At 30.1% G+C, this 13,035-nt stretch carries 16 protein-coding genes; 14 read left to right on the top strand and 2 right to left on the bottom strand.

The genetic code is table 11. From position 1 onward, the window contains the following. Window positions 1–691: 691 nt before the first annotated feature. Window positions 692–1,609, top strand: coding sequence for a hypothetical protein (locus ACZ49Z_RS16305; RefSeq protein ID WP_464305363.1), 918 nt, complete (start codon window positions 692–694; stop codon window positions 1,607–1,609). 175 nt (window positions 1,610–1,784) lie between these two features. On the opposite strand, the gene ACZ49Z_RS16300 is transcribed toward ACZ49Z_RS16305, so the two are convergent. Continuing rightward, entirely contained in the window at window positions 1,785–2,342 is a 558-nt protein-coding gene (locus ACZ49Z_RS16300) for a DUF6642 family protein (protein ID WP_464305362.1), read from the bottom strand. A gap of 168 nt (window positions 2,343–2,510) precedes the next feature. On the opposite strand from ACZ49Z_RS16300, the gene ACZ49Z_RS16295 reads away from it, so the two are divergent. Then, the gene (locus ACZ49Z_RS16295; protein ID WP_464305361.1) at window positions 2,511–2,969 is read left to right on the top strand and encodes a hypothetical protein; all 459 of its coding nucleotides are present in this window, start codon (window positions 2,511–2,513) and stop codon (window positions 2,967–2,969) included. A 235-nt stretch (window positions 2,970–3,204) separates the two neighbouring features. Here the strand turns inward: ACZ49Z_RS16295 and ACZ49Z_RS16290 are convergent, their stop codons facing one another. Then, window positions 3,205–3,510 carry a rhodanese-like domain-containing protein gene (locus tag ACZ49Z_RS16290; protein WP_464305360.1) on the bottom strand — a complete coding sequence of 102 codons (306 nt, stop codon included), beginning with the start codon at window positions 3,508–3,510 and terminating at the stop codon, window positions 3,205–3,207. Between the two features lie 263 nt (window positions 3,511–3,773). On the opposite strand from ACZ49Z_RS16290, the gene ACZ49Z_RS16285 reads away from it, so the two are divergent. The 12 genes from ACZ49Z_RS16285 (at window position 3,774) to ACZ49Z_RS16230 (ending at window position 12,992) form a co-directional block, all read left to right on the top strand. Beyond that, window positions 3,774–4,229: a MarR family winged helix-turn-helix transcriptional regulator gene (locus ACZ49Z_RS16285; protein ID WP_464305359.1), complete on the top strand. Its 456-nt coding sequence runs from the start codon at window positions 3,774–3,776 to the stop codon at window positions 4,227–4,229. 2 nt (window positions 4,230–4,231) lie between these two features. Further along, a complete protein-coding gene (locus ACZ49Z_RS16280; protein WP_464305358.1) occupies window positions 4,232–4,864 on the top strand; it encodes an NAD(P)H-dependent oxidoreductase in 633 nt (210 codons plus the stop codon). Between the two features lie 25 nt (window positions 4,865–4,889). Further along, window positions 4,890–5,456 carry a YceI family protein gene (locus ACZ49Z_RS16275; RefSeq protein WP_464305357.1) on the top strand — a complete coding sequence of 189 codons (567 nt, stop codon included), beginning with the start codon at window positions 4,890–4,892 and terminating at the stop codon, window positions 5,454–5,456. A gap of 292 nt (window positions 5,457–5,748) precedes the next feature. Beyond that, on the top strand, window positions 5,749–7,149 hold the full coding sequence (locus tag ACZ49Z_RS16270; protein WP_464305356.1) for an anthranilate synthase component I family protein: 1,401 nt from the start codon (window positions 5,749–5,751) through the stop codon (window positions 7,147–7,149). 56 nt (window positions 7,150–7,205) lie between these two features. Beyond that, window positions 7,206–7,772 (top strand): anthranilate synthase component II, encoded by a 567-nt coding sequence (locus ACZ49Z_RS16265; RefSeq protein WP_464305355.1) that lies wholly within the window; start codon window positions 7,206–7,208, stop codon window positions 7,770–7,772. A 45-nt stretch (window positions 7,773–7,817) separates the two neighbouring features. After that, window positions 7,818–8,816 (top strand): anthranilate phosphoribosyltransferase, encoded by a 999-nt coding sequence (trpD, locus tag ACZ49Z_RS16260; RefSeq protein WP_464305354.1) that lies wholly within the window; start codon window positions 7,818–7,820, stop codon window positions 8,814–8,816. A gap of 64 nt (window positions 8,817–8,880) precedes the next feature. After that, window positions 8,881–9,666, top strand: coding sequence for an indole-3-glycerol phosphate synthase TrpC (gene trpC / locus ACZ49Z_RS16255; protein ID WP_464305353.1), 786 nt, complete (start codon window positions 8,881–8,883; stop codon window positions 9,664–9,666). Further along, window positions 9,666–10,298, top strand: a complete 633-nt coding sequence (locus tag ACZ49Z_RS16250; protein ID WP_464305352.1) for a phosphoribosylanthranilate isomerase — start codon at window positions 9,666–9,668, stop codon at window positions 10,296–10,298. The genes trpC and ACZ49Z_RS16250 overlap by 1 nt, the downstream gene beginning before the upstream one ends. Next, window positions 10,288–11,475 carry a tryptophan synthase subunit beta gene (trpB, locus tag ACZ49Z_RS16245; RefSeq protein ID WP_464305351.1) on the top strand — a complete coding sequence of 396 codons (1,188 nt, stop codon included), beginning with the start codon at window positions 10,288–10,290 and terminating at the stop codon, window positions 11,473–11,475. The genes ACZ49Z_RS16250 and trpB overlap by 11 nt, the downstream gene beginning before the upstream one ends. A gap of 41 nt (window positions 11,476–11,516) precedes the next feature. Then, entirely contained in the window at window positions 11,517–12,278 is a 762-nt protein-coding gene (trpA, locus tag ACZ49Z_RS16240) for a tryptophan synthase subunit alpha (RefSeq protein WP_464305350.1), read from the top strand. Window positions 12,279–12,394: 116 nt separating this feature from the next. Beyond that, window positions 12,395–12,610 carry a hypothetical protein gene (locus tag ACZ49Z_RS16235; RefSeq protein WP_464305349.1) on the top strand — a complete coding sequence of 72 codons (216 nt, stop codon included), beginning with the start codon at window positions 12,395–12,397 and terminating at the stop codon, window positions 12,608–12,610. Window positions 12,611–12,617: 7 nt separating this feature from the next. After that, the gene (locus tag ACZ49Z_RS16230) at window positions 12,618–12,992 is read left to right on the top strand and encodes a ribosomal maturation YjgA family protein (protein ID WP_464305348.1); all 375 of its coding nucleotides are present in this window, start codon (window positions 12,618–12,620) and stop codon (window positions 12,990–12,992) included. Window positions 12,993–13,035 lie beyond the last annotated feature (43 nt).

The following is a 13,035-nucleotide window of genomic DNA, read 5'->3' as shown; positions in this document are numbered from 1 at the left end:
CTTATTTTAAAGTAAAGATAAGCAGTTAAATATCAATATGCAATTTGTTTTCTGGATTTAGTTTTGGGTAGTAAATGTTTGCGGATGAAGATTGTGAGAGTTTAAAATTTGTTTGTTATGTAAATAATCATTTTTTGGTTATATAAAACAATATACAAACATGTATTAAAAATAAAAACAAGTTATCATTACCACTTACCTAGTCAAACCATTTTTAACTTTTTAACCATTAGGCTACGGGTATTTATATTTTGAATCTATATACTATTCATAGGATAATTGCACAAATAGAATATAATTTTAAAAACACAAACAAGTTTTTATTTTTGTATTTCACAACCAAATAGCTTTCAACTTTTGAATTACGGATATTTTTTGGTTTAATACTCTATTTATAAGACAATCCATAAATACAGATATGTTACAAAAACAAGTTGTTGCAATTGAATTCTGAAATGTAGTACTAGGTTTTCTAACGAAGGATGTATTTGGCTTTTATTGTTTTAAGTTAGATCCGCTACACTATATAGGCAGAAAATATATTTGTCTGGATAGATAAATGTTTTAAAGATAGTTTAGTTTTCCGAACTTAACCATTTAATAATCACCTTTTTCGGGTGATTATTCTTATTGATTTAACAATTAAATTTGTATAACAAAATTAGATTAATTATTAACAGTAAACAAAATTATGAAAAAGTTAAAGAGATTACCTAGTATTATGGTTATGATGTTCTTATCTGCATTTTTTTCTTGTTCAAATGAAGAAGATGTAAACTTAACAGCTTTGGAACAAAAAAGTAATGTACCACAAATTGAAAACGGTAGATTAGTTTTTAAAGACAAAGATCAGTTTAATAAGTACTTACAAGACGAATTTTTAATGAAAGAATTAGAAACTAATTTAAAAGAAAAAGGATTTCATTCTTTAAAAGAAACAGCCAAAGAATACGAAATGGAATATGCAGATTTCGTTTTAAATTTCTACAATGAAGATAGAGAAGTGAAAATTGGCTCTGAATTAATTTTTATAATGGATTGGAAACAATACGTTATTAAAAATGGAGAAGAAGAATTACTTCGTAAAGTCAAAGAAAACGCCAAAGAAAATAGAACATCAAATTATGACAATGTAGAAATATACAATGTTAAGGTAGAGAGAAAATTTTTAAATCAAGGTGAAGAAAAAAGCCAAAGAGCTTGGGTAGATGCTAAGTATCAAAAAAGATTTAATGATCACAATCAAGCACCAGTAAAGTTCGTATTCGAAGCCTATGTAAACACCTATTATATAGGATATTTAAGAGTAGATTATGGCGTTAGAATAAAATACGAATGGCTACATGGCAAATTTTGGAAACGTTCAGGTGATAGTACACTTAAAGAAATAAAAAATTTATCAATAGTTGCAAGAAGTAGACAGAATGTAATACATTCATTTAACTCTGGATTTATATCAAATTACGGAGCTAACGATCTTGTTGTTCACGGTACTTTTAATATATTGCCTTCAAATCCTTTTAATATTTATTTTTCAGGTGATTTTCATGCTACTTTAAAGACTTCAGGTGAAGATTATAAAGTAGATAATTGTTATTGGGCATATTAAGTAGTTTATGTGATAGAATAAACTATAAACCTACTCACCTAAAAATAAGTTAATAAAACATTTACAGCCCTAGCAAATGCTAGGGCTGCATTTTTAAAACAAAAACAAGTTATCATTGTCATATTCCGTAATCTAAACATTTTCAACTTTTGACTTTCAACTTTTAACTTTACACTCAATAATACAACACAAAACCTAGTGTGCTACACAAGGCATAGTGTCTATCATAGAGTTCTTCTACAAGCGCGACAACATCGTCATATTCTTGACAGAGTGCAAAATAGGGATTGTCTAGGACGGTGCTTAATATGGGCACCGGTTTGTTATATCCAGAGATGGCTCTTGCTCCTGTAACGTCTAGAAAATATTGTGCGCTTTCTTCGTCTAGATCCAAACGCATGGTATTGGTAAAATGAATGATTTTATCGGTTAGTTTGCCTTCAAAAAACTCAGCTATTTCTTCTAATGTATAATAATAATTGTCTAATTCTATATTATTTCCTTCTCCTTCAAAGGCTAAATAGAGAATGGCATAGTCTTTAAAGTTTTTATCTTCATAGAGCAGCGTACTCAAACTTTCTTCTAGACCTTCAATCGTATCGCAGGTTTTATAGACGTTGGTTATTCCAAAATGTAGTGCTAGGTTTTCTAATGAAGGAAGTATTTGACTTTTATTTGCTTTGTCGATGTCGGCAACTCCTTCAAGGCAGTAAATATATTTTTCTGGATACATTTTTAATCTTTCTGCAATATTAGTAATTATTGATGGTTACTTGTTGATGGTTAATGATAAATTAAATATGATGTTTAATTTCTAATGACAAAAAACTTTAGTTGTTCTTTTAACATAAGCTTCTTACTTTTTTTATATATTCGTTTTTATTTTTAAATATTCACCTACATGAAACCATTTGTATTCTTTATTTTTTTTAGTGTTTTTTCGCTTACTACTATCGGACAGAATCTAACCGATTTGGACCAATATCCGCTTTCTTCTAAACAAGATTTTATAAATGCCGAAAAGAAAGTAATTGAATGTGCAAATTATTTATTTTTAAATCCAGTAAAAAAAGACGATCTCAACAGGTTGACTGCTGCGCAATTTATTCTTAAATGGATGGAAGGTACAGACTATACTTTCAATATTGATTCTTCTGCTGTTGAGCTGACTGATGGTAATGATAGTTTATTTGCAATGTATTTAGCTGGAATGTCGAAACTTGTTATTGAAAACCCTGATAAAAAATTTACAGATGAAGCATTACATGCTGAGGTTACCATTTTATTGATTGATTATTGCAAGGTTGCTAGTAATAATTGTAAACCTACTAAGAAAATGAAAAAAATAATGAAAGAGTAAGCCATACTATCCTATTCTTTAGCAAAAAAAGAGGGTGTCCAAAGAGTTATAAGTCAACGTCTAGTTTGCCACTTTTACAAATGGAACGACTACTAACTTTTTAGGCATCCTCTTTCTAATATTTTAAAGAGTCTTTCATTTTTTAAAAGAAAATAGAAAGCTTTTTCTCTATAAAATTGAAAATTTGTTCTTTTTCTATCTGTTTTAATTGAAAATTAGAAACACAGATGTTTTTTTATTCTGTTGGGCCTGTCCATTCAGAAAAACCACCAATTAAATTAAAGGCATTTTCAAAACCAAGCTCTCTCATAATGTTGCATGCATTTGCGCTCCTTGCTCCTGCTGCACAATACACATAATAGTTTTTATTTTTATCTAGTGCATCTATTTCATAGATAAACCCCTGTCCTTTAAAAATATCAATATTAATTGAACCTGGAATTTTTCCTCTATTTACTTCGTCTTCTGTGCGAACATCTAATAACACCCCTTTTTCATCGGTTAGAAATTTGCTCCACCAGTTTTGTTGATCTAAATTCATAGTTATATTTTTTTCAAAAATACTATGCTTTATTTGAACATCCAATAGGTTATACAATTTTTAGAATCAGTTTAAATACTATAATCTGAAACATTTTTTTCTAATAGTTAGGTATAACTTTAAGGTATTAGCCCTATCCTAAATTGTATTTCAAAAGGCTATGAATACTACATACATAAAAAATTAACAAAAAATTATCATATAGTTGTATATACAAATGACAAAATGTATTACATTTGTACATACAAATAAAGTAGCTACAAATGAACATTGAACAACAAATAAAAAGTACCGTAAAACTAAGCATAACCAAAAAAGTGATGCTCAATTTAAGTTTTACAAGAAATTTCATTGGTGATAAATTTAATGAATTATTGAAGCCTTTTGAAATATCTAGTGAACAGTATAATGTATTAAGAATATTAAGAGGGCAAAAAGGAAAGCCACTAAATATGCAAGATATTTTGGAACGTATGGTGACTAAAAATAGTAATACCACACGGTTGATAGATAAATTGCTCCTAAAAAAAATGGTTGAAAGAAATGTTTGTCCAGATAATAGACGCAAAATAGAAGTTAAAATTACAGAAAAAGGTTTAAAAGTACTAGCGGAATTAGACCCTTTAATAGATGAACATGATGCCTTGTTTACCAAAAATTTAACCAACGAAGAATTAGAAAAATTAAACGATTTATTAGAGAAACTTAGAGAAATTTAAATATGAGTACATTTTTAGAAAGCCAAAATTGGCGATATGCTACAAAAAAGTTTGATAGCACCAAAAAAATATCAGCGGAAGATTTAGAGCAATTAAAAGAAGCGATTCGCTTGAGTACGTCTTCCTATGGATTGCAACCCTATCAGGTTTTTATCATTGAAAATCCTGAAGTGAGAGCACAATTGCAACCTGTTTCTTGGGGACAAACGCAAATTGTGGACGCTTCTCACCTATTTGTGTTTGCTAACATTGTTGATATTCAAGAAAAACATATTGATGATTATTTAAACAATATGGCAAAAACAAGAAATTTGAAATTAGAAGATTTGAAAGGTTTTAGCGATATGATGAAAACTAATATTGTGCCGCTACCTGTTGAAACCAAAGCAATTTGGACTTCTAAACAAACCTATTTAGCATTAGCCAATTTGATGAACGCTGCTGCAGATTTAAAGATAGACGTAACTCCAATGGAAGGTTTTGAACCTCAAAAATATAATACTATCTTAGGATTAAACGAATTAGGATTGAATGCTTCATTAGTGGCAACAGTTGGATATCGTCATGAAGAAGATGCCACACAACATTATCCTAAAGTTAGAAAACCAAACGAAGAATTATTCAAAACAATTTAATTAATAAACACTTAAAAAAAACAAAATGAAAAATTTTAAAACAGCTGCATTCGGATTAATTGCATTCGTTACTTTTACAATTAACGCTCAAACGACAAAGAAAGTTGATGCTACAAAAAGTAAGATTGAATGGTTAGGAAAAAAAGTAACAGGGCAACATAATGGAGACATTAAACTAAAAGAAGGTGCTTTAGTTTTTAATGGTAGTAAATTGGTTGGTGGAAATTTCACTGTAGATATGACGACTATTAACACTACAGATTTGTCGGGAGACTATAAAGGAAAATTAGATGGACACTTAAAATCGGATGATTTCTTTGGTGTTGCAAAATTTCCAACTGCTAAATTGGTTTTTAAAACAGTGGCAGACAAAGGAAATAATGTTACTACTGTAACGGCAGATTTAACAATTAAAGGAAAAACTAATCCTGTTACTTTTGATATTACTGTAAATGGAAATACAGCTACTACTAAAGTAATTGTGGATAGAGCAAAATATGATATTAAATATGGTTCTGGCTCTTTCTTCGATAATTTAGGAGACAAAACTATTTATGATGAATTTGAATTAGATGTTACTTTAAATTTCTAATAATCAAAACAATAATTGCTATAAAAAAAAGTCCAAAAATATTTTTGGACTTTTTTTTATTTATACTTGTGTATAAAAATAAACTTTTGCTATATTTGCATATCAATTACAAAGAAAGAAATGAAACTATTTTTAAACAATACTTGGTGGTGGAGCAACTTACGTCTGACGTCGTGATCAAATCCTGCTATAGTATAAATTAAAAATAAATACATATAAAAGGCTTGTCATTCACGACAAGCCTTTTTTTTTATGACAAAAATTAATTCTTAATAATAAGAAAACAAATAAAATGAAAACCTATAAACTACACACATCACACAAACAAATATTAGCAGATACTATTACCCCTGTTAGTATTTATTTAAAAATTAGGGACAGATTTCCAAATAGTATATTATTGGAAAGTAGTGACTATCATGCGAATGACAATACTTTTTCATACATCTGTTTCAACCCTATTGCTTCTTTCAAAGTAGAGAATCATAAAATAGAAACTACATTCCCTAATAATTATTCTGAGATTATTCCCATTGATAAATCGGTCAATATTGTGAATGAATTAGGTAACTTTTCTAAACAATTTATTGCCGATGAGTCTGAGTTTAAATTTATTAATAATGGTTTGTTTGGTTATATTTCATATGATGCCATTCAACATTTTGAGAGTATTACTATAGCGAATAAGTCACAAGACAATAAAATACCCGAAATTTATTATGCTATTTACCAAAACATTATAGCAATTAATCATTTTAAGAATGAAGCCTATATTTTTTGTCATAGTATTGATAACTCAGACAATACCGATGAAATTCATCAATTACTTCAATCTAAAAACTTTGCTTCTTTCACTTTTTCAAAATCTGGAGAAGGCTATTCTAATTTAACCGATAATCAATTTAAAGAATATGTAAGTTTAGCAAAAAAACACTGCCATCGTGGAGACGTTTTTCAATTGGTATTGTCTCGTCGGTTTTCACAACCTTTTAAAGGAGACGAATTTAACGTTTATAGAGCATTAAGAAGCATTAATCCTTCTCCTTACCTATTTTATTTTGATTATGGAAACTTTAAAATCTTCGGTTCTTCCCCAGAAGCACAATTGGTAATTAAAGACAAAAACGCAGAGATTCATCCTATTGCAGGAACTTTTAAACGCACAGGTAATGATGAAAAAGATGCTGAATTGGCTAAAAAATTAGGAGAAGATGCAAAAGAAAACAGTGAACATGTAATGCTGGTTGATTTGGCTAGAAATGATTTGAGTAGAAGTTGTACTAATGTTCAGGTTGATAACTATAAAGAAGTACAATTCTTTTCGCACGTAATTCATTTGGTTTCTAAAGTTACTGGGAAACTAAAAGATAGTGAAAACTTCATGAATTTAGTAGCTCGCACATTCCCAGCAGGAACGCTTAGTGGCGCACCAAAATATAAAGCAATGGAACTCATTGAAAGTATTGAAACTACCAATAGAGGACTTTATGGTGGTGCAATTGGTTTCATGGATTTTGAAGGGAACTTCAATCATGCAATTATGATTCGTAGTTTCTTGAGCAAAAACCATACACTTCATTTTCAAGCAGGTGCAGGAATTGTAGAAAGTTCTTCAGAAGAAAGTGAAACACAAGAAGTCTATAATAAATTAGGAGCATTACAAAAAGCTTTGGATTTAGCAGAAACAATTTAAATAAATTAAAAAACGCGTTGATAGCATTTGGATATTAACCTTGAAATTGAATAAAAATGAAAATAGTAGTCATAGATAATTACGATAGTTTTACCTATAATTTAGTGCATTATTTGGAAGATCTTAACGCAGAAGTAACCGTTTTTCGAAATGATGAATTTGAATTAGAAGCATTAGAAAAATTCGACAAAATAGTACTTTCTCCAGGACCAGGCATTCCAGATGAAGCAGGTTTGCTTAAAGAAGTTATAAAAAAATATGCTCCAACAAAAAGTATTCTCGGTGTTTGTCTTGGCCAGCAAGCTATTGGAGAAGTTTTTGGTGGACGTTTAACCAATCTTGAAAAAGTCTATCATGGTGTTGCCACAAAAGTAACAAAAGTAGTAGATGATACACTTTTTACAAGTTTGCCTGATAGTATCGAAGTAGGCAGATACCATTCTTGGGTCGTTGATACAGAAGGTTTCCCGCATGACGTGCTAGAAATTACTTCGATAGATGAAAACGGACAAATTATGTCGCTAAGACACAGGGGGTATGACATTAAAGGTGTGCAATATCACCCTGAGAGCGTATTGACCCCTCATGGAAAACAAATTTTACAAAATTGGCTTACTTCTTAATTTATTCTAGCTATAAATTATTTTTAAAACAAATCACTTTGCAAAATGAAAACAATATTAAATAGATTAATAAATCACGAAATTCTATCTAAAAACGAAGCTAAAGAAGTATTAGTTAATATCTCTGCAGGTAATTATAATCAAAATCAAATTGCTGCTTTTCTAACGGTCTATATGATGAGAAGCATTACTATTGAAGAACTATCGGGTTTTAGAGAAGCATTACTAGAACTTTGCATACCTGTAGATTTTTCTGCCTATAATACTATCGATCTTTGCGGTACTGGAGGTGATGGCAAAAATACTTTTAATATTTCTACTTTAGCTTCTTTTATTGTTGCAGGTGCAGGCATTCAAGTAGCAAAACATGGAAACTATGGTGTTTCTTCCATATCGGGTTCTAGCAACGTGATGGAAAAAATGGGCGTTAAATTTACCAATGATACCGACTTTCTTACTCGTTCTATAGAAGAAACAAATATTGCAATATTACACGCTCCTCTATTTCATCCTGCAATGAAAAATGTTGCTCCCATTCGTAAAGAACTTGGCGTAAAAACATTTTTCAATATGCTTGGTCCAATGGTGAACCCTTCTTTTCCAAAAAATCAAATGGTGGGTGTTTTTAGTTTAGAATTGGCTCGAATGTATGCCTATCTATATCAAACAACAAACACTAACTATAGTATTCTTCATGGGCTTAGTGGTTTTGATGAAGTTTCCTTAACAGACGATGTTAAAATTATTTCCAATATATCTGAAAGCATATTAAGTCCAAACGATTTCAAACTACCACAAGTAAATTTAGAAAAAATAAAAGGAGGAAATACAGTGGAGGAATCGGCAAAAATTTTTCATACCGTAATTTCTGGAGAAGGAAGCATCGAACAAAATAACGTAGTTTGTGTAAATGCTGCTATTGCAATACAAACAGTAGAAAAGATTAGCTATGAGGAAGCACTAGCTAAGGCACAAGAAAGTTTAGCCAGTGGCAAGGCTTTTGAAAAATTAAATAAATTAATTCAAATAAGCAATCAAAATTAAGATTTTAAAAACAAGTTAAAAATTGTAAAACAACTATTTTTAAATCATTCAATAAATAAAAAAAATGAACATCCTAGATAAAATCATCATAGACAAAAGAAGAGAAGTTGAACTAAAAAAATCGATAATTCCAATTTCTCAGCTTGAAGCCTCAGTTTTATTCAATAATCGTACAACTTCTATGAGTAAATTATTAAAAAATAGTTTGTCTGGAATAATAACAGAACATAAAAGACGTTCTCCATCCAAACCAACTATTAATAATAGTCATTCTGTCGAAGATGTAGTTTTAGGATATCAAAATGCTGGAGCTTGTGGTATTTCTGTTTTAACAGATGGAAAATATTTTGGAGGTTCTTTAGATGATTTACTAATTGCAAAGGCGACTGTAAATATTCCATTATTAAGAAAAGAATTTATAGTTAATGAATATCAAATTTTAGAAGCAAAAGCACATGGTGCAGATACTATTTTGCTAATTGCTGCGGTTTTAACAAGAGAAGAAATAAAACAACTTTCTGAATTTGCACAAAGTTTAGCACTCGAAGTACTTCTTGAAGTACATAACTTAGAGGAATTAGAAAAATCGATAATGCCAAGTTTAGACATGATTGGTGTGAATAATAGGAATTTAAAAACATTTGATGTAAGTTTAGAGTACAGTAAAGAATTGGCGAAACATATTCCAGATGATTTTGTAAAAGTTTCAGAAAGTGGAATAGACACAATTACCGCTGTTAAAGAATTACAAGAATATGGATACCAAGGTTTCTTAATGGGAGAACACTTTATGAGGACTGAAAACCCTGGTGAGACAGCAAAAGAATTTATTAATAAAACTATAGTATAATGGACGTAAAACTTAAAGTATGTGGCATGAAATTTCCTGAAAATATTGAGGAAATTTGCACACTTAAACCAAACTATTTGGGCTTTATTTTTTGGAACAATTCACAACGAAAATACAGTGATGAAACTATGATTGATATTCCAAAAGATATTAAAAAAGTAGGTGTATTTGTTAATGAAACTATTGAAGAAATTAAAAAAAGAATTGACCAGTTCAATTTAGAAGTCATTCAATTGCATGGAAAAGAAAGTCCAGAATTTTGTCATGAAGTAAAAGCATTAAATATTGAAGTTATTAAAGCCTTTTCTATTGATGAAACATTTAATTTTGATATATTACAAGACTATGAAAAGGCAGTTGATATTTTCCTTTTTGATACAAAAGGAAAACAACCAGGAGGTAATGGCATTACTTTCGATTGGGGATTATTAGACCAATACCAATTAACTAAACCCTTTTTCTTGAGTGGTGGCATTGGACTCACAAGTGTAGATGCAATAAAAACATTTTTAAATTCGCACAAGGCAAGATATTGTTACGGCATAGACGTGAATAGCCGATTTGAGAAAAAAACAGGTTACAAAAATTATTCTAAACTAAGACGATTAAAAAAATTATTATATGAAGACTAAATATTCAGTCGACCAAGATGGGTTCTATGGCAAATTTGGAGGTGCTTTCATTCCCGAAATGTTATTTCCAAATGTAGAAGAATTGAAAGAAAATTATCTAAAAATCATTGCAGAACCTTCTTTCCAAAAAGAGTTTAATGATTTGCTACAACAATATGTAGGGAGACCAACACCTTTATATTTTGCGAAACGTTTATCTGAAAAATATAAAACTAAAATATATTTAAAAAGAGAAGATCTTTGTCATACAGGAGCACACAAAGTAAATAATACGATTGGTCAAATATTAATGGCAAAAAGACTAGGCAAAACCCGTATTATTGCAGAAACTGGTGCAGGACAACATGGTGTGGCTACTGCTACTGTTTGCGCACTAATGGGGCTTGAGTGTATTGTTTATATGGGAGAAGTGGATATTAAAAGACAAGCACCAAATGTGGCTCGCATGAAAATGCTTGGAGCCGAAGTGCGCGCTGCTACATCGGGTTCAAAAACATTAAAAGACGCTACAAATGAAGCTATTAGAGATTGGATTAACAACCCAATAGATACTTTCTACATTATTGGTTCAGTCGTTGGTCCGCATCCATATCCAGACATGGTAGCACGATTCCAGAGTGTCATTTCTAAAGAAATAAAAACACAACTTAAAACCTTAGAAGGCAAAGAAAATCCAGACTATGTTATTGCTTGCGTGGGAGGAGGTAGTAATGCTGCAGGTGCTTTTTATGAATTTTTAGAAAATGAAGAGGTTAAACTTATAGCTGTGGAAGCTGCTGGACATGGAATTGACTCAGGAGAAAGTGCTGCAACCTCTGTTTTAGGAAAAATTGGCATAATTCATGGTAGTAAAACTTTATTAATGCAAACAGAAGATGGACAAATTACAGAGCCCTACTCTATTTCTGCTGGATTAGACTATCCTGGTGTTGGTCCACTTCATGCGCATTTGCACGATACGAATAGAGCGGAGTTTATTTCGATAACAGACAATGAAGCCATGCAATCTGGTTTAGAAATTTCTAAAACAGAAGGAATTATTCCTGCAATTGAAACAGCACATGCTTTTGCTGTATTGGATAAAAAACAATTCAAGCCAGAAGATATTGTTGTTATTAATCTTTCTGGTCGTGGAGATAAAGATTTGAATACCTATATTGATTATTTTAAGTTTTAACCTATATTTCTTAAACATACATTGAAACAATAAATGAACTAATGAAAAGAATTAACACTAAACTTCAAGAAGATAAAAAATTACTTTCCATCTATTTTACAGCTGGATACCCTAAATTAAATGATACTGTACCAATTATTCATGAATTAGAAAAAAACGGTGTCGATATGATTGAAATTGGATTGCCTTTTTCAGATCCTTTAGCAGATGGTCCAACAATTCAGGAAAGCTCCACCATTGCAATCGAAAATGGAATGACTACAGCTCTTTTATTTGAACAATTGAAAGGAATTAGAGAAACTGTAAAAATTCCACTTATCATTATGGGCTATTTTAATCCGATGATGCAATTTGGAATTGAAAAATTTTGCCAGAAATGTGCTGAAATTGGTATTGATGGCTTTATTATACCCGATTTACCTATTGATGAATATGAAAGGCACTATAAATATATTTTTCAAAGTTATGGTCTAAAAAATATTTTTTTAATATCTCCTCAAACTTCTGAAGAGCGCATTCGAAAAATTGACAATCATTCTGATAGTTTTATCTATATGGTTAGTACTGCTGCTGTAACTGGTAGTCAATCTGGTTTTGGCCCAGAACAAATTGACTATTTTAAAAGAATTGCAAATATGAACCTTAAAAACCCACAGATTGTTGGCTTTGGAATTAAAGACAAACAAACATTTGCAGAAGCAACTGAATATCAAAAAGGAGCTATAATAGGTAGTGCGTTTATTAAATTTTTAAAAGATAATTCTGTAGAAAAAATTAAAAATTTCATCTCTTTTTTGAGGTAGAATAATATAGAAATCGTGTTTTTTTAATTTGTTTTAACTATTTGTTAAGTACGAACTCCAAAGCAAAGTAAAAAACACGATTTTTTAATAATATTAAAACTTATAACCATATAAAAATGTATTTAAATTTCGGAAGCACTTTTCTTCTCATGCTATTTTCATTTGCTACTCCAGTAGTATGTTTTTTCTGGATGTTACAAATGTTAAAATTGACCCGTCAAAATAGAATCATAAATGCTATGACCTTAAAAGTAATGTTAGAACATTTAAAACAACAAAATATCGATATTGATATTGAAAAAATTCATGATGAAGTAACTAAAAATTTATAATACAAATATGCTATGCTTCAATAAAAAATTTTTCATTTTAACTATTCTAATTTTCATCATTGAAGTACTCATTGCTTTGTATGTAAAAGATAATTTTATCCGACCTTATGTTGGAGACGTATTAGTCGTTCTTTTATTGTTTTGTTTTTTTAAAACATTTCTAAAATTTTCAGTTTTTTCAATAGCGCTTTTTGTGCTCTGTTTTTCCTATTTGATTGAAATACTACAATATATAAATATTGTTCAAAAGTTAGGTCTTGATCATTCAAAAACCGCCAAGGTACTTATTGGCACTTCCTTTTCTTGGTTAGATTTAGTTTGCTACAGCATTGGCTTTAGCATTATTCTTCTTTTTGAAAAATATTATTCTGAAAAAACTTGATATTGATAATTATTAATAAAAACGCCACCAAATACAATATTGA

Source organism: Flavobacterium sp. KY-23415, from assembly GCF_055384985.1.
Note: the sequence above shows the minus strand (reverse complement) of the source record. Positions and strands in the feature narration are given on the sequence as shown.